Raw genomic sequence first — 21,843 nt, 5'->3', positions numbered from 1 at the left:
CGCGATGCACGCCTTTGGGGGTGCAATGCGGCCGAAAAGTGGGGCGCATCGCCCAGAATCCATAAAAAAAGGGCGGACAAAACTGCCCGCCCTTCTAAATTCCGCCCGATAAATCGGGAGAAGCAGATTAATCCAGCGTGAGGTTAGTCGCGGATTCGCGACCGTCACGGCCTGCTTCGATATCGAAGGTCACAGCAGCGCCATCAGCCAAGGTGCGCAAACCAGCGCGTTCCAAAGCCGAGATGTGTACGAACACATCTTTGCTGCTGCCTTCGGGGGCAATAAAGCCGAAGCCTTTAGTTTCGTTGAACCATTTCACGGTGCCTTTGGCCATCGTGAGATCTCCTGTCTTTTGTTCCACCCACACTATGCGGCGGCGCGGCACGTCAGCTAAGAATCCAGTTGCTGTGGCCGTAAGACGGAAAGGCAATGGTCGGCAGAGTTAACGTTGCAATGAAGAACATAGGGGTGTTCGCCTATTAACGCAAGGGATTCGGGAAAATTGATCATTTTAGCTTGTAAAAATCCGGTATACGGCATTGCGATTTGTGCCATGATGGCCCGAGAGGAGGGCCAAACCATGCCAGTGATTGAGAAAAATTTCGACGGACAAACTGTAATCACCACATTTGAAATGACGCCCGGAACCGCCGCAGACCTGATGGAGGCCCTGAATTGTGCCTATGCAGAGTTCATTAGCCGCCAACCCGGCTTTTTGGGGGCGGGTCTACATATGAATGATGCACAGACCCGGATCGCGAATTATTCCAAATGGCAGCGTCGCGAAGATTTTCAGGCGATGCTGCGCACCCCCGAGATGCGCGAACGCAATCGCATCATTGCGGGTCTGTGCAGCCGGTTTGAGCCGGTCATGTATGAGGTGGGTGAGGTTTATTAAGGGCGTGATGATGTAAAAGCAGCCCGCCCTTGAGGGGCAGGCTGCTGATGCTTGGAAAATGCGAAAGGCGTAGGCCCTGTGTCAGGCGTGTTTGATATCCTACCTGACGGGGCCGTTTGCCTTACCCCTGCAACGTGCGGACCCCGATCCCCTCGCTCCGCGCTTTCATGGCGCTTACGGCGGCGATGGAGCCTGCTGCGGTGGTGAAGTAGGGGATCTTGTCCATCAAGGCGACGCGCCGGATTTCGCGGCTGTCGCTGATGGCCTGAGTGCCCTCTGTCGTGTTCATCACCAAGGCTATGTCGTTGTTTTTCAACCGGTCGACGATGTTCGGGCGGCCCTCATAAACCTTATTCACAGGCGTTGCCGCCGCCCCGACCGAGGCCAGCCACGTCGCGGTGCCCTTGGTTGCGACAATCTCGAACCCCATCGCCACAAGATCGCGGGCCGCATTTGCCATGGCATCGGTTTTGTCCATGTCTTTGATCGACAGGAACACACGGCCGGTTTCCGGCAGGTCATTGCCCGCCCCCATTTGCGCCTTGAGGAAGGCCAGCGCAAAGGTGCGATCCCAGCCCATAACCTCACCGGTGGAGCGCATCTCTGGCCCCAAGAGCGGGTCGACGCCGGGGAATCGCGCGAAGGGCAGCACGGCCTCTTTTACGGAAAACCATGGCGTGATCGGATCGGCCAAGGTCATCGGGTCGGCCAGCGGCAGGTCGGTATCGGGGCCGACATCGCTTGCATAAGGCGCGCGTAGCGGGAAGTTCGACAGCGGCTCTCCGGCCATCAGGCGGGCGGCGATGGAGGCAATGGCGCTATCGGTCGCTTTGGCCACGAACGGCACTGTGCGGGATGCGCGGGGGTTTACCTCCAACACATAGATATCATTGCCTTTCAGCGCGAATTGCACGTTCATCAACCCGACCACCTTCAGCGCGCGGGCCATGGCGACCGTTTGCACTTTCAGCTCTTCGATCATCGCGGGTGAAAGGGAATGCGGCGGCAGCGAACAGGCACTGTCGCCAGAGTGCACGCCGGCCTCTTCGATATGCTCCATGATGCCCGCGACATGCACGTTATGTCCGTCGGACAGCGCATCGACATCAACCTCGATCGCGCCCGAAAGATAGCTGTCGAGCAATACGGGGTTGTTGCCCGAAACCTGCACCGCCTCGCGGATATAGCGTTCAAGCTGTGCGTCGTCGCGGATAATCTCCATCGCGCGGCCACCCAAAACAAACGAGGGCCGAATGACCAATGGATAGCCCACATCGGCGGCAACGGCAAAGGCTTCATCGCGCGACCGTGCCGTACCGTTATGGGGCTGGCGGAGGCCAAGCTTGGTCAGAAGTTGTTGGAAGCGCTCACGATCTTCGGCCAGATCGATGGCATCGGGTGTGGTGCCAAGGATCGGGATACCGGCCTCTTCCAAGGCATTCGCCAGTTTCAACGGGGTCTGCCCGCCGAACTGAACGATGACACCGTGCAGGGTACCGTTTTCACGCTCTACGCGCAAAATTTCCAGAACATGTTCCAACGTCAGCGGCTCAAAATACAGCCGGTCCGAGGTGTCATAATCGGTTGAAACCGTTTCCGGGTTGCAGTTGATCATGATCGTCTCATACCCCGCCGCCGTCAGGGCATAGCAGGCATGACAGCAGCAATAATCAAACTCGATCCCTTGCCCGATCCGGTTGGGGCCGCCGCCAAGGATAACCACCTTTTTGGCATCCGAGGGCCGCGCTTCGCATTCCGCCTCGCCCATCGCGGGGGCCTCATAGGTGGAATACATATAGGGGGTCTGGGCCTCAAACTCGGCGGCGCAGGTGTCGATGCGTTTGAAGACGGCGTTGACGCCAAGGCTGTGGCGCGACCGACGGATCTGACCCTCGTCCTGACCCGTTAGCATCGCCAGACGGGCATCGGTAAAGCCAAGCATTTTCACGCTGCGCAGCCCATCGGCATCCGTGGGCAGGCCCTTGGTGCGAATCTCTTCTTCGGCGTCGATGATCTCGCGGATACGGGCAAGGAACCACGGATCAAAAGAGGTCGCGCCCTGAATTTCATCATTGCTCAGGCCAAACCGCATGGCTTGGGCGATTACGCGCAAACGGTCGGGGGTTTGCAGGCTGAGCGCCTTGAAGATCGCGGCGCGGTCGGGCGCGCCGGGAATTTCGATCTCATCAAAACCCGACAGGCCTGTTTCCAGCGAGGCCAGCGCCTTTTGCATCGATTCGTGGATGGTGCGGCCAATCGCCATCACCTCGCCCACCGATTTCATCGCCGTTGTCAGATGCGGCTCTGATCCCGGGAACTTTTCAAAAGCAAAGCGCGGGATCTTGGTGACGACATAATCGATCGACGGCTCGAACGACGCAGGCGTCACCTTGGTGATATCGTTGTCCAATTCGTCCAGCGTATAGCCGACAGCCAGCTTCGCCGCGATCTTGGCAATCGGGAAGCCCGTCGCCTTGGATGCCAGCGCCGAAGAGCGCGACACACGGGGGTTCATCTCGATCACAACCATACGGCCGTCGACGGGGTTCACCGCCCATTGCACGTTGGAACCGCCGGTTTCTACGCCAATCTCGCGCAGCACGGCGATAGAGGCAGAGCGCATCATCTGATATTCTTTATCGGTCAGCGTCAGGGCAGGGGCCACGGTGATACTGTCGCCGGTATGCACGCCCATCGGGTCGATATTTTCAATCGCGCAGATGATGATGGCGTTGTCGGCAGTGTCGCGCACCACCTCCATCTCAAACTCTTTCCATCCCAGCAGCGACTCATCGACCAAAATCTGCGCCATCGGGCTGGCCTCAAGGCCGCTCCGGCAAATCGCCTCATAGTCGTCGCGGTTATAGGCAACACCGCCGCCGGTACCTCCAAGCGTAAAGGCGGGGCGGATGATCGCGGGCAGGCCAACATACTCAATCGCGGCCATCGCCTCGGCCACACCGGCGTTGATGTCATATTTGCCATTGGCCATTTTCGGCGCGGCGACGATGGTTGCCTTGGGGTTTTCCAACCCGATGCGGTCCATCGCCTCACGGAACAATTTGCGATCTTCTGCCATCTCAATGGCTTCGCGCTTGGCGCCGATCAGCTCAACATTGTACTTTTCCAACACGCCCATATCGGCCAGCGCCAAGGCGGTGTTCAAACCGGTCTGCCCGCCCATGGTGGGCAACAGCGCATCGGGGCGCTCTTTTTCGATGATCTTGGCGACCACTTCGGGGGTGATCGGCTCGATATAGGTCGCATCCGCTAACCCCGGATCGGTCATGATCGTCGCTGGATTGGAGTTGACGAGGATGACGCGATATCCCTCTTCGCGCAGCGCCTTGCAGGCCTGAGCGCCGGAATAGTCAAACTCGCAGGCTTGGCCAATGACGATAGGCCCCGCTCCAATAATCATGATAGATTGGATATCGGTTCTCTTCGGCATGATCGGCCCCCAAACTGCGCAAAACTTCGGGGGTTATAGCCAGCGTGCGCGGGGGTGCAAGGGCCGAAATGGCGCAGAGGGCCGTTCTGACGTTACGCGGGCTTGACTTCACCGCCCGCGCGATGTGTATCACGGTCAACCGGAAAACCAGCCCTTGGAAAGGGAATGATGATGCACGCCTACCGCAGCCACACTTGCGCCCAACTCAACGCCAGCAATGTCGGGCAGGATATTCGCCTGTCAGGCTGGGTGCATCGGGTGCGAGATCACGGCGGCGTTTTGTTCATCGATTTGCGCGATCATTACGGCGTGACGCAGATTCTGGCCGACAGCGATAGCCCGGCCTTTGCTGCTTTGGAAAAAGTGCGCGCCGAATGGGTGATCCGCATCGACGGCACCGTGAAGGCGCGCGATGCAAGCCTTGTGAACCCCAAGCTGCCCACCGGCGAGATTGAGGTTTATATCCGCGAGATGGAAGTGCTGGGCGCGTCGGATGAATTGCCGATGCCGGTTTTCGGTGAGGTGGATTATCCCGAAGAGACCCGCCTGACCTACCGTTTCCTCGACCTGCGCCGCGAAAAGCTGCACGCCAATATGATGCTGCGCTCAAACGTTGTGCGGTCCATCCGCAACCGTATGTGGGACTTGGGCTTTAACGAGTTTCAAACCCCGATCATCACCGCGTCCAGCCCCGAAGGTGCGCGGGACTTTTTGGTGCCATCGCGCCTGCATCCCGGCAAATTCTATGCCCTGCCGCAGGCACCGCAGCAGTTCAAACAGCTGATCATGGTGTCGGGTTTCGATAAATATTTCCAGATCGCGCCTTGTTTCCGCGATGAGGACCCGCGCGCAGACCGCTCGCCCACCGACTTCTATCAGCTTGATATGGAGATGTCTTTTGTCCGCCAAGAGGACGTGTTTGCCGCCGTGCAACCCGTTGTTCAGGGGATCTTTGAGGAGTTCGGTAAGGGAAAGAAAGTCGATGCCGACTGGCCGTTGATCGCCTATAAGGACGCGCTGAAATTGTACGGATCGGATAAACCCGACCTGCGCAACCCGATCAAAATGCAAGAAGTGTCCGAGCATTTCCGCGGCTCCGGCTTTGCGATCTTTGCCAAGCTGCTGGAAAATGAAGACACTGAAATCCGCGCTATTCCCGCACCAACGGGCGGCAGCCGCAAGTTCTGCGACCGGATGAACGCCTTTGCACAACAGCAAGGCCTGCCGGGCATGGGCTATATTTTCTGGCGCAAAGGTGAAGACGGCCAGATGGAGGCCGCTGGTCCCTTGGCCAAAAACATCGGCCCAGAACGTACCGAGGCAATCCGCCAACAGCTTGACCTGAATGAGGGCGACGCCGCCTTCTTCCTCGGCGGCAAGCCTGAACAGTTCGAAGCCGTCGCTGGCCGTGCCCGCAACGAGATCGGCAACGAGTTGAAGCTGACCGAAACCGATACATTCCGCTTTGCGTGGATCGTCGATTTCCCGATGTATGAGAAAGACGACGAGGGCAAGATCGACTTCAGCCACAACCCGTTCTCGATGCCGCAGGGCGGGATGGAGGCGCTGGATGGCGATCCGCTGGATGTGCTGGGTTATCAGTATGACCTTGCCTGCAACGGCTATGAGCTGATCTCGGGCGCGATCCGGAATCACCAGCCAGAGATCATGTTTAAAGCGTTCGAAATCGCGGGCTATCCGAATTCCGAGGTTGAAAAACGCTTTGGTGGTATGGTCAAGGCGTTCAAATACGGCGCCCCGCCCCACGGTGGCTGTGCCGCAGGGATTGACCGCATCGTGATGTTGCTGGCCGAAGAGGCCAACATCCGCGAGGTGATCATGTTCCCGATGAACCAGCGCGCCGAGGACCTGCTGATGGATGCCCCATCCGAACCGCTGAACGAACAATTGCGCGAGCTTCATCTGCGCGTGATTCCGAAAGAATGAGGCGAAATCAAGCGGGCAGGGGGGCGCATTGCAGTCCTGCCCATGCTTTTTCCCTTGAAAATCGAGCCTTTTGGGCGCATATGCTCGCAAAAGCCTGCATTTTTGCGGGCTCAAACTTATTGGAGTGACCATGGCCAAAGAAGATATTCTTGAATTCCCCGGTGTCGTAAAGGAACTCTTGCCCAATGCGACATTCAAGGTCGAACTTGAGAACGGCCACGAGCTGATCGCAACAATGGCGGGCAAGATGCGTAAAAACCGTATCCGCGTGCTTGCTGGCGATAAGGTTCAGGTCGAAATGACGCCCTATGACCTGTCAAAAGGCCGTATCAACTATCGTTTCAAATAATCCATGCGTCTGATTCTCGGCTCTGCCAGCCCGCGTCGGCGTGAATTACTGGCGCAGATCGGTGTGGTGCCGGATTCTGTTTTGCCGCCCGATATTGATGAAACCCCGTTGAAGGGCGAGTTACCGCGCCTCTATTGCGCGCGGATTGCCCGTGAAAAAGTGCAAGCCGTTCAGGTCGGGGCCGATGACATCGCACTTTGCGCCGATACCACGGTGGCTCTTGGTCGCCGGATCATGGGCAAGCCCGTTGACGCGGGTGAGGCTGCGGCCTTTCTGATCGCCCTTGGTGGTCGTCGCCACAGCGTTATCACCGCTGTGGCCGTGCGGCGCGGTGATCAAATCTGGACCCGAGAGGTGGTTTCGGCCGTCAAGATGAAGCGTCTGTCGGATGCCGAGATTAACAGCTATCTTGCCAGCAATGATTGGCAGGGCAAGGCCGGGGGGTATGGTATCCAGGGGCTTGCGGGGGCATTTATTCCTTGGATATCCGGATCGTATACCGCAATCATGGGGCTACCAGTGGCCGAAACTGCCGCGATGCTTGTCACGGCGGGCTATCCAATTTGGAAGGGGCAGCCATGAAGGGCCGCATCGTTATTATGGACGAGGTGCAGGGCCGTCCTGCCGCCGCTTTGCTGGTCGATGGCCAGCTGCAAGACTTTCTGGTTGATCCAGAAACGGATGCTGCCCTGCCGGGTGCCATCTACCGCGCCGTTGCCGACCGGCCGATGAAGGGCCAAGGTGGGGTGTTTGTGAAACTTCCCGAAGGCTCTGGGTTTTTGCGTCAAACCGCAGGCATTGCGCCCGGTGCGAGGCTGTTGGTGCAAGTGACTGGCCCTGCCGAGGGCGGCAAGGCCGTGCCCGTGACCACACGCCTTTTGTTCAAAAGCCGCTATGCGATTGTGACGCCGGGCGCGCCGGGCCGCAATATTTCCCGCCGCATCAGGGATGAGGATACCCGCGCAGAGCTGGAAACCCTTGCGGATGCAGGGATGAAGGGCGCAGACGAGGGCCTCGGGCTTATTTTGCGGTCGGCCTGCGAAGGTATGGATGCACAGGATATCGCCGAAGATATCGCAGGTATGCGCCAGCTTGCCGAGGCGGTTCTGGCCGATATCAATGGCGGCCCTGAACTGTTGGTCGAAGGTGCGGGCGCGCAGGAGACGGCATGGCGCGACTGGGCTGATCCGGCACCGGATGAAGTGCTGACAGGTGGTTTCGCCGATTATGGCGTGCTGGAAATGATCGATGATCTGCTCTCCCCTCGTGTGGAGCTGCAGGAATCGGGCCATATGATGATAGAGCCGACCCGCGCTTTGCTGGCGGTCGATGTGAACACGGGTGGCGATACGACCCCTGCGGCGGGGCTAAAGGCCAATATCGCCGCGGCTCGTGAACTGCCGCGACAGCTGCGCCTGCGCGGGCTGGGTGGCCAGATCGTGATTGATTTCGCCCCGATGCCCAAGCGTGACCGTGCAGTGCTTGACCAAGTACTGCGCGCGGCGTTCAAGGGCAGCGCGGCAGAGACCAGTCTGGTCGGTTGGACCACGCTGGGGCTATACGAATTGGTCCGCAAACGTGACCGTTTGGCGCTGGCTGAGGTGCTTGCATGAGCTGCCCTATTTGCGCCCGTGACACCGACCCCAAGTACAAGCCGTTTTGTTCCCGCCGCTGCGCCGATATTGACCTTGGCAAGTGGCTCAACGGCTCTTACGCGATTCCTGCGGCCATCACGGCACAGGATGAGGATGACGATGTGCCTGACCAAACCCTACCACTTCAGTAAATTACGGAGTCCATGCGTTTTTTTGATTAAACCCTCTGGACAGCCCCCGCGTGCTGGCCTAATACCCCGATACGTGCCCGGATAGCTCAGTTGGTAGAGCAGCGGATTGAAAATCCGCGTGTCGGCGGTTCAAATCCGTCTCCGGGCACCATTTATCCTATTGAAGTAATTAAGTTTTCCTTACATGCATTTTTGCATGTCGTTGGTCTTGTTGTTTCTGGACTACCTCTGGACTACTTTACGCAAATGCAGCTTTGGTTTGTGGCTGAGGGTGCGCGCGTCCGTGACGAAAGATTCGTTGTCAAAAAACAAAAATCCCAACGGCGGATTTTGCGGAACCTGTCTATAGTAGGAATGTAACCCCAATGTAGAAGTAAGCCGAGGATAAGAGATGACGAAACACTTCGCAACAGACGACATCTATTTGACTGTGGAAGAGGTCGCAGAGCGATATCGAGTATCACCCGCCACGATCTGGCGTTGGAAGCGTGCCGGAGATTTTCCTCGTGCGGTTAAAGTTGGCCCAGGGTGCACGCGGTGGCGATTGAAAGACATAATCGAGCATGACAGCACTTTACGGACCTGCTTCGCGACGAATGCAAACTTCTTGTTTTCTTCGGAGCAAGCCCATTAGCCGTTAGCTCTCGGGTGCGAGACCAGCCAAGGGGAACGGCTGACTTTCCACTGCTAAACGCCTCATCCCGCGTCGAGAAGCTCCCTGAGCGCCTTCACCCGCGCTGGTGTGACCTGTGGATCACTGCCGCAGCTGATGACCCTGATGAACTCAATCCATGCCTTCTCGTTCTCGGTTAGCTGATCCCACGGTCCAGCTGGGGCTGTTGGCAAAGTGAAGATTGGTTCGCTCATTTGTTGGAGATCCCTCTCAGCACAGCACGCGAGCGTCCTGTCAGACGTGGATCGCTGTTGTCCGACGCATCGCGAAGCTCATCAAGCCAACCGCGTTCGTTCTCGGTTGCTGGTGTTCCGAAGATATCTGTAATCGCTTTCGCCGCCGTCGCACCAACGGCTTGGTCAAGCGCGAGGCGCATCAGGTACGCTGGGTCATCACAGCAGCCTTCCCGGAAGCCGCTGTCCAGACCTGCATCGTGCATCTGGTGCGTCATTCCCTGAACTTCTGCGCCTGGAAAGACCGCAAGGCCGTCGCAGTCGATCTGCGCGCGATTTACGGGGCCGCAACCGCCGATCAGGCCGCTGCACAACTCGATGCGTTTGAGCAAAAATGGGCAGGGAAATATGCGTCCATCGCCCCGGCCTGGCGTCGAGCTTGGCAAGAGGTGATCCCATTCTTCGCCTTTGATCCCGCAATCCGAAAGATCATCTACACCACGAACGCCATCGAAAGCCTGAACCGCGTCATCCGCAAATCCATCAAGACACGGGGCTCGTTCCCGACGGACGATGCAGCCACAAAGCTGATATACTTAGCCATCCGCAATTTTGAAAAGGACGGCAGAAATGTCCGAGAATGGTTTGCCGCCCGCAATCAATTCGCTATCATGTTCGATGAACGCTTCAATGCGTGACCGTATCTGAAACCCGCATGGGCCGGACCAGATACACAGAGTTCATGACACTCCCGGAGCTACCAGCTGATGCGGTGCCTGTAGGAGGAACACAACCTCCGTCTCCGGGCTCCACTTTTATTTGACTCAATTGCACTACCTGAAGCTGGGCCGTCGACCCGCTCCGGCGCTCTGCGGTGTATTCAGATTCGTACCGCAGAGCCACCTTGCAGGGTATTAGGCGCTAGCCTTCGGCAATGCCGCGCATTACCGCCAGAAAGCGGGCAACCTCTTCGCGGCTATTGTAATGGGCCAAGGAGACGCGAACAGCTGACTCCATCCCCAGCGGGCGCAAGATATTGCCGGAGTAGTGGTCTGCCTTGCGAACATGGGTGCGGATCCCCTGATCATTCAATCGCTTCACGACCTCAACAGAATCCATCCCCGCGACGGCCAAACACACAAGCCCTTCACGCGCAGAGTTCTTGTGGCCGCCGATAACAGAAACCCCGTCCAGTTCGGCCAACCCTTTCTGGTTGCCGGTCCCGTGCATCATCGCGTCGATGAGAGAGGCCTCATGGGCCTTCATTGCCCGCCCTGCGGCCTCAATCTTGATGCGCAAGTCGCTGCTGTCGGTGAAGCGGCTGCCCAGCCAGTCGAAATAATCCACGACATCCGAAAATGTGGCGTAGGATCCGGTGTCACGAGTGCCCATTTCCCAGTTCTGTTCTGGTCCGCCGATCAACGCATTGTGCGGTAACGCGGCCAGTCGGTCAGAAATCCAGGCAAGGCCATAGCCATGCCTCGAAAACACTTTGTAGGGAGAGATGACATATCCGTCGATATCCGCCGCATCGACGTCAATCCCGCCGTGGGCCGCATGTTGGATGCCATCGACGATGATGAAGCAATCTGGTGCCACTTTGCGGATGGCCTGCGCGATTGCGGCAATATCAACACCCATGCCGGTGACGGGGGACGTGTGGATAATCGTGGCCACTTTCACATCGGGGGTTATGGCGGAAAGGTAGTCATCGGCCGTAACGGTGCCGGTTGCGTCATTATGCGCGACGACAACCTCTTTCAGCCCCGCAATGCCCGCCCAACGCACAGCGGCTGAGCGGGAGGCAGGATGTTCCAACGTGCTGCCCAGCACCACGCCGGGTTTCTCGGCGCCCAAACAGGCCACGGAAAGCAGGCGGAACAGCAGCTCGGTGCCGCTTTCGCCCACAAAAACCTGCCCGCTTTTGGCATTGAAGAAAGCATGCGCCTTGGCCTTGGCAGCTGCTATCTGGCGCATCAGCTCTTTGGATGCCGGATTGTCACGGCCTTGGTTATCAGGAATTGCTGCCATTCTTACCGAGGTTTCCACAACCGAACTCAGGGTCAATGACCCGCCGCCGTTCTCGAAAAAGATGCGATCCCCTTGCACCGGGCAGGTCGCGACATGGGCAAAGCGGCTGCGGATTTCATCTAGCAGGCCTGTTTGGTCTTCGATCATTTTCATTTTCCTATTTTCTGATGGCCTACAGGTAACCCCTGCATTTTTTGGTTACAACGTGTGCCGTTATGGTTCCTGTCTATGGTCACGAATTCCGTTTGGCGTGGTTACCCCCAAAAAGGCCATGTCGCGATCGACCTCTTCTGAAAGCAGGCGCATGGGCGCTGTCAGAAGAAATTGGCTTGAGCGGGGCAGGGTGGATGCGTAGGCTTTCTGCATGACCAAGCGCTCGCCTTTTCGATACTTCAAGACCAGCCCCGAGATCATCAGCCTTGCGGTGATGATGTATGTCCGGTTTCCACTGTCGCTTCGCAACGTCGAAGATCTGCTCCACGAGCGGGGCATCGACGTTTGCCACGAAACCGTCCGATATTGGTGGCTTCGGTTTGGCCCGATGTTCGCGGCGGAAATCAAGAAGCTGAAATCGAGCCGCTGGCAGTGGCATCTGGACGAGGTCTTCGTTAAGATCAACGGCAAGCAGCACTATCTTTGGCGGGCCGTGGATCACGAGGGCGAGGTTCTGGAAAGCTATGTTACCAAGCGTCGTGACAAGAAGGCGGCGCTGAAATTCATCAGAAAAGCAATGCGTAAACATGGCCAGCCTGAGATTTTCGTCACTGATAAGCTCCGCTCATACGGTGCCGCGCTGAAAGAGACGGGTGGTGTTGAAAGGCAGGAAACTGGCCGCTGGATAAACAACCGCGCTGAGAATTCACACTTGCCCTTCCGACGACAAGAGCGGGCGATGCTTGGATTTCGGGGCATGCGAGGTCTGCAGAAGTTTGTCTCGGTTCACGCCTCCGTCTACAATCATTTCAACCAGCAACGTCACCTCTATTCTCGGGACACTTTCAAGACCAACCGCGCCGCTGCTCTGAACGAGTGGCGCGGCCTTTGCGCGGCGTAATAGGGAGAGCCTCCGCCATAGCTGAGGCTGGTTCGGATTTGTCTGACAACGCCAACCCTTGTGTTGCGCGTCATCAGCGCCTTGATCGGGATCGCCCCCAGATCATCGGCGCGTACCGACGCGAGGCTGCCACCGAAACGGTCAATTGGCGTGCGGATATAGTCACAGATATACACATCGGACATATTATAGTTCCGGAACGATCAGATCCGCGACTGGACCGTCTGTGTGAAGAGATGCGCCAGTGAGGGCTTGCAGCGCGTCAAACGAGATCGCGGGCAGCTTTTCTCGCAGCACAAAATGGCTATCCTCAATGTCTATCACTGCTAAGGACGTATAAACCCGTGTGACACAGCCCACGCCAGTCAGGGGCAGGGTGCAGGCTGCAACCAGTTTTGGCTCGCCCGTTTTGGTCACATGGTCGGTGATGACAGCCACGCGCTTGGCCCCGTGGACCAAATCCATCGCCCCGCCAACGGCAGGCACGCCGCCTTTTCCGGTGGACCAATTTGCCAAATCGCCGTTTTGTGCAATTTCATAGGCGCCCAAAATGGCAACATCCAAATGCCCGCCACGCACCATCGCAAAGCTATCGGCGTGATGGAAAAACGCGGTGCCGGGGCGAATAGTGATCGCCTTTTTACCGGCGTTGATGCAATCCCAATCCTCATTGCCCGGTTTTGGCGCTTTCCCAAAATCCAGGACGCCGTTTTCGGTGTGAAAGATTGCCTGACGTCCTTCAGGTTGAAATTGCGCAACCATTTCTGGGAAACCGATCCCGAGGTTCACATAGGCCCCGTCTTCAATATCTTGCGCCGCGCGCCAAGCAATCTGGCCGTTTGAAAGTTTGAATGCGTCGATCTGGGTCATGGGTAAACCGCCTCCGCGCGGTTAAGCAATTCTTCTTGGGCGGGATGCGCAACCTCGGTCACGCTGTCCACAAAAATACCGGGGGTGATGATATGCTCTGGGTCCATGTCGCCAAGCGGGACAATCCGGCTAGCCTGCACGATGGTTTTTGCGGCAGCGGTGGCCATGATCGGATTAAAATTGCGCGCCGCCATCCGGTAGATCAGATTGCCGTGGCAGTCAGCGACTTCGGCCTTGATCAACGCGAAATCGGCTTTAAGCCAGCGCTCTTGCACATAGGATCGGCCATCGAATTGGGCGATCACTTTGCCCTCGGCCAATTCTGTACCAAAGCTGGTCGGGGTGTAAAACGCCGGAATCCCAGCCCCGCCCGCGCGGATCCGTTCGGCTAGCGTGCCTTGTGGGACGATCTCTAGATCAATCTTACCCGCGAGGTAGGCTTGGGTAAAGACGCGGGGATCGGCGGATCGCGGGAACGAGCAGATCATTTTGCGCACGCGGCCCTGTTCGATCAGTGCGGCGATCCCTACATGACCGTTGCCTGCGTTGTTGTTGATCACGGTAAGATCTTTGGCACCTTGGTCGATCAGCGCGTGGATCAATTCGATCGGCGCGCCAGAGCCACCAAATCCACCAATCATCACGGTTGCGCCGTCGGTGATGTCGGCGACAGCCTCTGCGAGCGATGCGCGTGTTTTGTCCATATTGGAGTCTCCAGGTTACCGCAAGCTACGGAGCAGATTAGGCCAAGCGCTCGTCAATTACATATTCAGATTCGGGGAGTTTATTAGCCCAATACAACTGACTGGGGTTCTCGAGCAGAATTTGACGTTCCAACCTGGTATCATTGATCCAGCTTCGGAATAACGAAAGCAATCGCGCGACATCAGGAGTGGGTGCCGGATATCGTACAAATGGAAAGTCTGTTGCCCAAAGCAGTTGACCGGCATTGGCTTCGACAAGCGCATCGTGGAAGGGGCGGATGGTATCAAATCCTTGGCCCTTAGCCGGGCGTCGGCAAATCGAGAGCTTGACTGACACGTCGCCGTCACGTGTCAGAGATAATAGTCGTTGAAAATACTCGTGGTTGACGCCTAGCGAGCTGTCAAAGCTACCCATGTGATCCAGCACGAGGCGCACGCCGCAACGTGATAGGCGCGACCAATGCGACAGCACAACAGGTAAGGGGGCCCAAATTTCCGCATGCATGCCGATTTCGGCAAGTTTCGGAGCGAGGTGGTCCAGCAACACATCCAGCGGCGTAGTACCAGGCATCCGGGTCCCATCATCAAGACGGTTTTCAACAAACCGAAGGCCGCGTATTCCCAGCTTTTTCATACGCGCAAGATCATCGACGGTCGTTGTGGCATCGGCAACACCGATCCCACGTGCTTGATCGCCAAAATCGTTTAAGGATTTCAGCAATAGCCCAAGGTCCCGTCCATAGGGTGTCGGTTGAACAAGCACGAGACGCTCAATTCCGGCTTCATCCGCAGTATTGCGCAGTGCGGACACTGGTGCGTACGGGGGCTCATATGCCGGTGCGTTTTCGAAAGGATAATTTTCCGGTTCGTCAAAAACATGTACATGACAATCGCATATACCAGTGGCGGTATGATCGGCGGTTGGGTTAGCATTCGAATTCATTTCAAACCTGCGTGCAAAAACTATCGAAGTGACGGTGCGCAAAACACTATGAGCGCGCCCTTTATGAACTGGATGTGTAATCTCCAGCGTTGTGCATCCAGCCCTTTTCTACGAAATCACGACGCACTGGTCCAAAGACATCGATAAGGATATGAGGGCCGACACCAACACCTTCGGTGGTGTGAATAAGGTCTGGTGGGATGATCGCAAGGCTGCCTGCTGATGCCTCAAGGTGCGCATCTTCAAGCCAGGTATTCGCGTCACGAGCCCAGGGCGCGCGGATGTGATGGATGAAGTCACCTTCAATTGCCAGCGAGCCCTGCTCAAAATCATCATGTGCGTGTGGCGATAGCTTCGTGCGGTCTCTTGGGCCCTGATATTCGACCCAATTGATACTCATTGTCGCGCTTTGCAGGAACTTTAGCCGTGGGTTGCCAACGGGAAAAGGCACCTCATCTATCGGATAGACATGGACTTCATGTGCCTTGGGGTGGTTTACCTTCAGCGGTTGCCCGACGGGGCGCACACGCGTATCCTCCTGAGCGTAAGCTTCGGCGTTCAGGACCGGGTTGGCATCGTCAATAAGGCCTGTCGTCAGAGCAAACACTTGTCCGTTCTTTGGGATGCCAATCTCCATATTGCCCGCCGGCAAAATTGCGACCGAGCGAGGGAGGATCTGCGTTTCTACCCCGTTCAGCGTTACTGATGCTTGGTTCCGCGCGGAAATAAGGATCGTTTCATCTGTGCTACCGAAGGAAAATGCCGTTGCATCCTGGCCCTGAAAGCAACTTACCGTAAAATTGTTCCCGCGAATGACCGACGGGCTTTCGGGCAAAAAATAATTGAGAGATACTGGGCGCAAAGTCATTTATCCTCTCCCTAATAATTGTTTTCGTTTGCACGAACGAATTGGCGCTGCAGTTCGAAAGTTGGTTGCGAGATCGCATATTCCGCCCCGCCAAGCCGCGTTACGGGTTGGGCAAGCGCAGTGTTGAAATACCCGTTATCGTCCAGAAAGCCGGGGGCAATATGCATGCCGATAATTTTTCCAAAGGTGACGTTCACTGATGGGCCGCCTTGTTCTTCACCAAACCTATGTGTCTCAACCACTTTGCACTCAAGAGAAACCGGCGAGCGCGCAACGCGCGGAACGTTCACAAATTGGCATGCCGCTTTTTCAAGTCCTGCATATTCGAATTCATCAACATCATGAGGGACCGGTGCAGAGGTCGCGTTCATCTCGTTCACCAGATCATAGCTGACCAAATTGAAAACGAATTCGCCTGTTTCACGCAAATTGCGTAAGGTGTCTTTTTCGGGGCGATCTTCGGGAGTATTGCACGAAAAGACGAGCAAAGGGGGATCGTTGCTCATGATGTTAAAGTATGAATAGGGGGCAAGGTTGGCTTTTCCATCTGCGCCGAGTGTACTAATCCATCCAATTGGTCGCGGAGCAATGATGGCATTAAAGATACCGCGCTTATAGTCACGCTTTCTAATATCTACAAAAATAGGATCCGGATTTGCCATCTAAAATTTCCCGCCTAGGCGCTTCAAGTGCGCATACATTTGGAGTGTAGCGCCTAGTGAAACGTGATTGCTGGGGCAACAGAGTTATTTTTCTGTTTCATCAAGTGAAACAAGGATGTGTAAATCTATAAGGATAGTTGCCTGGAGCGCCCCCCCCTAGCTATTAATCACCGGCATGCCGTTCTATTTTTTTGAGAAGGAAGAGTCCGTTGGCACAACAAGTATCAACCCTGAGTTTACGCGAAAAAATTGCCCAAGGCACTTTGATGAAGGGAAGTTTCGTAAAGATGGCTGGGCCCTCAAGCGTAGAGATCATGGGGGCTGTCGGATTTGATTTCGTGGTTATTGATTTAGAACACGGCGTGTTCGGGAATGCGGCAACTGATACTTCGCTTTTGGCTGCAAAGGCTGCGGGGATCGCGGCTGTTATCCGAGTTCCTTCGTTTGAAGGAGATAGCATTGCAACAGCGCTCGACGCCGGCGCGACAGGGATTCTTGCGCCACATATTTCCAGTGTTGCAGATGCCAACGCGCTTGTAGGAAAGTGTCGTTATCGCGGCGGGCGGCGCGGTTTTTCAGGCGTGACACGGGCTGGAAATTATGGCGGTAACCGCATGTGGGAACATATTGATGCGGCCGATGCCGCCATCGGTGTCATCGCGATGATTGAAGATCCAGAAGCGCTTTTGGTTATCGATGAGATACTAGCTGTTGAAGGGCTGGATGCGGTGTTTGTCGGTCGCGGGGACTTGACCGTCGCCTTTAATGCGCCGTCGCGCGACAGTACATGTGTCGTGAATGCCGTCGATAGGATTCTGGCGGCAGCAAAACAGCATGGTAAGGCCGTTTGGCTGATGGTTGAGAGTGCGGAAGAGGCAGCTGATTTTGCAGCCAAAGGCGCTAGTTCATTTATTATTTCGTCAGACCAAAGCGTGCTTTACCGAAACTGTGCCAAAATTTCAAAAGAGTTCGATAGCCTAGTCAGTCAAGATTGATGTGGTTTTTTAAGGCCAATAGGCCGCTTCTAATGCGGCCTCAATCTTGGTTACGGTGTCGCGGGTCTTGTCAATCAGTGCCTCACGAGTCTGTGCTTTATCAATAGCCGATCGAAAATAAGTAACGCCGAAAGTTGCCATAACCCTCTCGCCGAGCATGATTGGGAAGGCAATTGTACCTGACGACCTTGGTTCCAGATCGGCGTTCCTTTCGACGAAACCATCCTTGCGGGCCTGAGAAACCATGAGTTTGAAAGCTTCATCTGTGATGCTGTAGTTCTCGGGGTCTCTCGACGTCCGCATGACGCTGCGCAAAATATCCTGTTCTGCTTGCGGGCAAAAACATGCGTAGGCGCGCCCAAGCGCACGGCCGCCCAAGCTTAGCCTGCGCCCAAGAGATGCATGAAAGGGCGCGATGGGGCTGCTGGATGTTGTGCTGTAATTGATAACAACGGCATCAAGATCAAGCATGCAGATCGCACAGGGCCACATAATGTCATCGGTCAGGGCATTGGCCAACGGATGGGCGACTTCAATGACCATCGGAGCGCCATGAAACCCGGAACTTAGGCGGTTCACGGTTGCTGTAACATGATACCCACGTGTTCGTTCGTCTTGGGCCACATAGCCAACACCTACAAGCGTTTGCAGCAACCGCACGATAGTGGGTTTGGGGATGCCCGTGGTTTCGTGGATGTCTTTAATAGATGCAAGCCCGCGACGGTTTACATACTCAAGAACGGTGAAGGCCTTTGTTACGGATTGGACCGGATCGAAGCTCATAGTGTCTATAACTCTCTGTTTTCATGGTTTTGCTTTAAGGGGCGGTGCCGCAGGGAGGGCAGAACTGTTTACGCAAATCTTGTTTGAAAGAAGCCGGATAATTGGTGTGAGATTCAGGCATGGACTGATTGAAAACACAAGACCGGTTGTTTCACTCAGTGAAACTATTTGGGTTGTGCGCTTGTGGTTGAGATTTATCTTCTCTAATTAATTGGAAGTGGGTGACGGGAGGCCCAAAGCTCGTTTGGCCGCGGTGAACTGCGCATTTGCCGGGTAGTTGAGCTGAACGAGGTAGCCAAAAATAAACTGGGAGGAGCCGTCTTGATGTTAACCACGACAAGTCGTCAGACATGTGAATTTTGTTCGCGCGGCGCGTGGCCAGTGCAGAACGCACAGGGAGATCGCACATGACACTTCAATCATCAGGCGCGCTGCCGCAAATTGAAATCACTGGTTCTGACCTTACCATCGAACAGGTGGTTCAGGTCGCTCATCAAGGTGCGGGCGTCATTCTGGCCCCTGTTGTGGCAGAGCAGATGGCCACGGGTCGTCAGATCCTTGAAGAGGCGATCGCACGCGGCGAGCGGATTTATGGCGCAACCACCAGCGTTGGCCCTCGAACATCTGCAAGTCTAAGTCCAGAGCATATCGCGGAGTTCAGCAAGCGCCTGCTGCGCACCCATCACGTTGGTCACGGACCAGAAGCAAGCCAGAACATAGTTCGCGCAACGCTTTGTGTTCTTTTGAACGCCTTGGCAAGCGGCCGGACAGGCGCGCGCATGCAATTGGCACAGATCTTGGTAGATGCACTGAATCAGAACAAGCCGGTTGTGATGCATCTGTGGGGATCTATGGGTCAAAGCGACATGTCAGCGATGGCTGACATTGGGCTCGCGCTTTTTCAGGACTGCGAATTGGCAGCTGGCGAAGCGCTTGCGATTTTGAATAGCAGTGCGCTTGCAACAGGCATGGCCGCGATATCTTATTCGGCCTTGCATGGTATACTGCGTTTTGCCACCAGCGTCGCCGCTGTCAGCATGGATGGCTTTGCAGCAAACCCCTCAATTATTTCAAACACCGCTTTGGAATCGCGCCACTTTTCAGGGGCGCATATTCATGGTGCTGCACTCCGCACAGAGCTTGACGGCAGCTATCTGTTTGAAAAAGAGGGCCCCAGAAACCACCAAGACCCGTTGTGCTTTCGGGCATTGCCACTGATCCACGGTGCCGCAGATGACAGCCTAACATTCGCCGGTCAGCAGATCGCCCAAGAGTTGAATTCGGCCCAATGCAATCCTGTGATTTCGCTTGAACATCGCACGCTGGCTGCGACGGCAAATTTCGATATGGTGACCTTATGTATGGCGCTTGATGTGATGCGCCAAGCATTCACACCGGTTTTGACAAGCGCGACGGAACGCGTGGCGAAGATGGTTGATACAACTTGGTCCGGGCTTCCCATCGGATTGATCGAAGACGACGGAATTGGCGCGCCGGGCTTCAACGGTGTGGCACTCTTCCACAAATCAATCACCTCGGAAGCACGCCTGCTGTGCGCGCCCTTGGCGGGCGAGCTGGCCAGCTCCAGCCATTCGAATGCAGTGATGGACCGTGCTTCACTTGCGGTTCTTGGCGCACGGCGGGCGCTTGAATTGCACACTTTGGCGCGCTCCATCATCTCGATGGAGCTTATGGTTGCCGCACAAGCTATCGACATGCGAGGTCAAAAACCTCTCGGAAAGGGAACTCGTCAACTTTACGAGTTCACGCGCGAAGTTGTGCCGTTTGCTTCTGGAGCCTCTGGAATACCCGATGTCCGGCGTCTCATGGATCATCTGGACAACGCAGAAAGCACAGCGCTGGCGGACTGGACAACAGAACAGAACGGTACTGCTTATGCGGCACCTCGCCCCCAACGTATGTAAGGAAGATAGCGATGCCGACAGCTACGACGCAATCACGGCCACATCCGTTCAACCTTAAGGGCTTCAACTGGGGGCTTAGCTATTGGATTCTACTACCTTCTCTGGCGCTCTTGGTTGGCGTATTTCTCTATCCGATTATATCCATCGGGATTAGAAGCTTTACCGATCCAGAGGTTGGCTTTTCAAACTATACTGCGCTGTGGCAGGATGGAGGAACAATTCGGGTCATCCTCAGGACGCTTAAAGTTGGCGCGATAGTCGCGATTGTCACTGCGATAATCGCTTACCCCTATGCATATACAATGACGCTTGTTTCGCCAAAGATGCGGAATATCCTGATGATTATTGTAATGTTGCCTTTCTGGACGTCTGTCATCGCGCGCAACTTTGCTTGGGTGCTTTTGCTTCAGCGTGGTGGACCTGTCGACTCGTTTTTCTCTTTGATTGGCATTGATGGTGTTGTCCTGTTACGCACCTCGACCGGTGTGACAATTGCGATGGCGCAAGTTCTTCTGCCGTATATGGTGCTGCCACTTTATAATAATCTTCGCAGTATTGACCGTCGTTTGCTTGATGCGGCCTCCTCTCTCGGAGCACCGCGCTGGCGGGCCTTTTTTGATATCTACCTTCCACTTTCGGTTCCTGGTCTGCTGGCGGGCATCTCGCTGGTATTTGTTATGACGTTGGGCTTCTATGTGACGCCTGCAATCTTAGGCTCACCACAGGAATCCCTTGTGTCTCAGCTGATTGCCGCGCGCATTACAACGATGTTGGATTTTGGTGGAGCAGGTGCTCTTGCCGCGGTCGTCCTATTGATAACTATCGTCATCATGGGGGTCGTGCGCAAGATTGGAAGTCGTCCTGGCTTGGATCAAGATGAATTGGGAAAATAAGAACATGATTACCTTTCCATTTTTTAAGAAACGCGATGCTGGGCCGGGCCCGATCTTGCAACTGATCACGCTTTTGATTGCGTTGCTTATTATCTTGCCGGCATTCATCATCATTCCCGCCAGCTTCAGCGCCGGGACAAGCTTTCAATTTCCTCCGCAAGAATGGTCCTTGAGATGGTACCACAGTTTTTTCACGTCACCGGTTTGGGTAAAATCACTCTTTCGTTCGCTTGAGATCGCTAGCATCGTTGCAGTTCTTTCGACGATCTTGGGTGTTGGAGCGGCCATCGGGATGAAAAATGCGACGCGGCGAATCCACTCTTATTTGTTCCTGTTCTACACGGCGCCAATTGCTGCACCGTCAATTGTGATTGCCCTTGCCGTTTATTCGGTTTTCCTTAAATGGCATCTCGCAGGGACCCAAACAGGACTTGTTCTTGCCCATACGATGCTGTCGATTCCCTTTGTTGTCACAACAGTCGTGGCGAGCTTGGCGAATTACGACGAAAGGCTAGAGCTTGCTTCCTCAAGTTTGGGCGCGCCTCCGTGGCGTACTTTTGTTCAAATAAAGATGCCGTTGATCGCACCGGGCGTGATTGCGGGCTTTCTCTTCGCATTCGTAAACTCTTTCGATGAATTCACTGTCGCGTTGTTCTTGCAAACGCCCAGCATGCGAACGCTGCCCGTGCAGATGTATAATTCAATCATCCTCGACTTGGACCCGACAATTTCTGCTGCCTCAAGTGTAATCATCGTCACGACGACGGCTGTCTTTTTGCTGTTCTCGTTGAAGATACAGAATAAAAACACCTAGATACTGTACTGGACCGATCATGGA

21 protein-coding genes, 1 tRNA gene and 2 pseudogenes are annotated in these 21,843 nt (G+C 55.6%); 14 read left to right on the top strand and 10 right to left on the bottom strand.

Features of this window, described 5'->3' with window-relative positions; all coding sequences use genetic code 11:
• Positions 1–127: 127 nt before the first annotated feature.
• The gene (locus tag EOK75_RS16910; RefSeq protein ID WP_137195190.1) at positions 128–334 is read right to left on the bottom strand and encodes a cold-shock protein; all 207 of its coding nucleotides are present in this window, start codon (positions 332–334) and stop codon (positions 128–130) included.
• A gap of 246 nt (positions 335–580) precedes the next feature.
• Here EOK75_RS16910 and EOK75_RS16905 point away from each other — a divergent pair, with 246 nt between their 5' ends.
• On the top strand, positions 581–898 hold the full coding sequence (locus EOK75_RS16905) for an antibiotic biosynthesis monooxygenase family protein (RefSeq protein WP_137195189.1): 318 nt from the start codon (positions 581–583) through the stop codon (positions 896–898).
• Between the two features lie 121 nt (positions 899–1,019).
• Here EOK75_RS16905 and carB read toward each other — a convergent pair whose 3' ends face one another.
• Complete coding sequence (gene carB / locus EOK75_RS16900) at positions 1,020–4,349, bottom strand: carbamoyl-phosphate synthase large subunit (RefSeq protein WP_137195188.1); 3,330 nt, start codon at positions 4,347–4,349, stop codon at positions 1,020–1,022.
• 171 nt (positions 4,350–4,520) lie between these two features.
• Between carB and aspS the strand changes: the two genes are divergently transcribed.
• The 8 genes and pseudogenes from aspS to EOK75_RS16855 all read left to right on the top strand — a co-directional run.
• A complete protein-coding gene (gene aspS / locus EOK75_RS16895) occupies positions 4,521–6,296 on the top strand; it encodes an aspartate--tRNA ligase (protein ID WP_137195840.1) in 1,776 nt (591 codons plus the stop codon).
• Between the two features lie 130 nt (positions 6,297–6,426).
• Positions 6,427–6,645 carry a translation initiation factor IF-1 gene (gene infA / locus EOK75_RS16890; protein WP_050527196.1) on the top strand — a complete coding sequence of 73 codons (219 nt, stop codon included), beginning with the start codon at positions 6,427–6,429 and terminating at the stop codon, positions 6,643–6,645.
• Positions 6,646–6,648: 3 nt separating this feature from the next.
• The gene (locus EOK75_RS16885) at positions 6,649–7,227 is read left to right on the top strand and encodes a Maf family protein (protein WP_137195187.1); all 579 of its coding nucleotides are present in this window, start codon (positions 6,649–6,651) and stop codon (positions 7,225–7,227) included.
• Positions 7,224–8,258, top strand: coding sequence for a ribonuclease E/G (locus EOK75_RS16880; protein ID WP_137195186.1), 1,035 nt, complete (start codon positions 7,224–7,226; stop codon positions 8,256–8,258). The genes EOK75_RS16885 and EOK75_RS16880 overlap by 4 nt, the downstream gene beginning before the upstream one ends.
• Complete coding sequence (locus EOK75_RS16875; RefSeq protein WP_137195185.1) at positions 8,255–8,431, top strand: DNA gyrase inhibitor YacG; 177 nt, start codon at positions 8,255–8,257, stop codon at positions 8,429–8,431. Before EOK75_RS16880 ends, EOK75_RS16875 begins: the two co-directional genes overlap by 4 nt.
• A 75-nt stretch (positions 8,432–8,506) precedes the next feature.
• Positions 8,507–8,582: transfer RNA gene (locus EOK75_RS16870), tRNA-Phe, on the top strand.
• A 240-nt stretch (positions 8,583–8,822) separates the two neighbouring features.
• Positions 8,823–9,065: a helix-turn-helix transcriptional regulator gene (locus EOK75_RS16865; protein WP_137195184.1), complete on the top strand. Its 243-nt coding sequence runs from the start codon at positions 8,823–8,825 to the stop codon at positions 9,063–9,065.
• 427 nt (positions 9,066–9,492) lie between these two features.
• Positions 9,493–9,975: pseudogene (locus tag EOK75_RS16855) on the top strand (transposase); the annotation flags it as partial.
• A 223-nt stretch (positions 9,976–10,198) separates the two neighbouring features.
• Here the strand turns inward: EOK75_RS16855 and EOK75_RS16850 are convergent.
• Positions 10,199–11,455 carry an aminotransferase class V-fold PLP-dependent enzyme gene (locus EOK75_RS16850; RefSeq protein ID WP_137195183.1) on the bottom strand — a complete coding sequence of 419 codons (1,257 nt, stop codon included), beginning with the start codon at positions 11,453–11,455 and terminating at the stop codon, positions 10,199–10,201.
• 217 nt (positions 11,456–11,672) lie between these two features.
• Between EOK75_RS16850 and EOK75_RS16845 the strand changes: the two genes are divergently transcribed.
• Complete coding sequence (locus tag EOK75_RS16845) at positions 11,673–12,362, top strand: IS6 family transposase (protein ID WP_137195182.1); 690 nt, start codon at positions 11,673–11,675, stop codon at positions 12,360–12,362.
• Positions 12,363–12,415: 53 nt separating this feature from the next.
• On the opposite strand, the pseudogene EOK75_RS16840 reads toward EOK75_RS16845, so the two are convergent.
• The 6 genes and pseudogenes from EOK75_RS16840 to EOK75_RS16815 form a co-directional block, all read right to left on the bottom strand.
• Positions 12,416–12,547, bottom strand: a pseudogene (locus EOK75_RS16840) (3-oxoadipyl-CoA thiolase); the annotation flags it as partial.
• Between the two features lies 1 nt (position 12,548).
• A complete protein-coding gene (locus tag EOK75_RS16835; protein ID WP_137195181.1) occupies positions 12,549–13,232 on the bottom strand; it encodes a 3-oxoacid CoA-transferase subunit B in 684 nt (227 codons plus the stop codon).
• A complete protein-coding gene (locus EOK75_RS16830; RefSeq protein WP_137195180.1) occupies positions 13,229–13,936 on the bottom strand; it encodes a 3-oxoacid CoA-transferase subunit A in 708 nt (235 codons plus the stop codon). Before EOK75_RS16830 ends, EOK75_RS16835 begins: the two co-directional genes overlap by 4 nt.
• 37 nt (positions 13,937–13,973) lie before the next feature.
• A complete protein-coding gene (locus EOK75_RS16825) occupies positions 13,974–14,879 on the bottom strand; it encodes an amidohydrolase family protein (RefSeq protein WP_137195179.1) in 906 nt (301 codons plus the stop codon).
• A gap of 61 nt (positions 14,880–14,940) precedes the next feature.
• Positions 14,941–15,747 carry a cupin domain-containing protein gene (locus EOK75_RS16820; protein WP_137195178.1) on the bottom strand — a complete coding sequence of 269 codons (807 nt, stop codon included), beginning with the start codon at positions 15,745–15,747 and terminating at the stop codon, positions 14,941–14,943.
• An 11-nt stretch (positions 15,748–15,758) separates the two neighbouring features.
• Entirely contained in the window at positions 15,759–16,409 is a 651-nt protein-coding gene (locus EOK75_RS16815) for a flavin reductase family protein (RefSeq protein WP_137195177.1), read from the bottom strand.
• A gap of 209 nt (positions 16,410–16,618) precedes the next feature.
• On the opposite strand from EOK75_RS16815, the gene EOK75_RS16810 reads away from it, so the two are divergent.
• Positions 16,619–17,404 (top strand): HpcH/HpaI aldolase family protein, encoded by a 786-nt coding sequence (locus EOK75_RS16810; protein ID WP_137195176.1) that lies wholly within the window; start codon positions 16,619–16,621, stop codon positions 17,402–17,404.
• A gap of 9 nt (positions 17,405–17,413) precedes the next feature.
• Here the strand turns inward: EOK75_RS16810 and EOK75_RS16805 are convergent, their stop codons facing one another.
• On the bottom strand, positions 17,414–18,187 hold the full coding sequence (locus EOK75_RS16805; protein ID WP_137195175.1) for a helix-turn-helix domain-containing protein: 774 nt from the start codon (positions 18,185–18,187) through the stop codon (positions 17,414–17,416).
• Positions 18,188–18,594: 407 nt separating this feature from the next.
• Here EOK75_RS16805 and EOK75_RS16800 point away from each other — a divergent pair, with 407 nt between their 5' ends.
• From EOK75_RS16800 to EOK75_RS16790, 3 genes are read left to right on the top strand one after another with little or no spacing between them, the layout of a single operon-like run.
• Positions 18,595–20,112: an aromatic amino acid ammonia-lyase gene (locus EOK75_RS16800; RefSeq protein WP_168199280.1), complete on the top strand. Its 1,518-nt coding sequence runs from the start codon at positions 18,595–18,597 to the stop codon at positions 20,110–20,112.
• An 11-nt stretch (positions 20,113–20,123) separates the two neighbouring features.
• Positions 20,124–21,005, top strand: coding sequence for an ABC transporter permease (locus EOK75_RS16795; protein ID WP_137195173.1), 882 nt, complete (start codon positions 20,124–20,126; stop codon positions 21,003–21,005).
• A gap of 4 nt (positions 21,006–21,009) precedes the next feature.
• Positions 21,010–21,819: an ABC transporter permease gene (locus tag EOK75_RS16790; RefSeq protein WP_137195839.1), complete on the top strand. Its 810-nt coding sequence runs from the start codon at positions 21,010–21,012 to the stop codon at positions 21,817–21,819.
• The last annotated feature ends 24 nt before the right edge of the window (positions 21,820–21,843 follow it).

It is taken from the genome of Pseudorhodobacter turbinis (assembly GCF_005234135.1).
GTDB classification, from domain to species: Bacteria; Pseudomonadota; Alphaproteobacteria; order Rhodobacterales; family Rhodobacteraceae; genus Pseudorhodobacter; species Pseudorhodobacter turbinis.
Note: the sequence above shows the minus strand (reverse complement) of the source record. Positions and strands in the feature narration are given on the sequence as shown.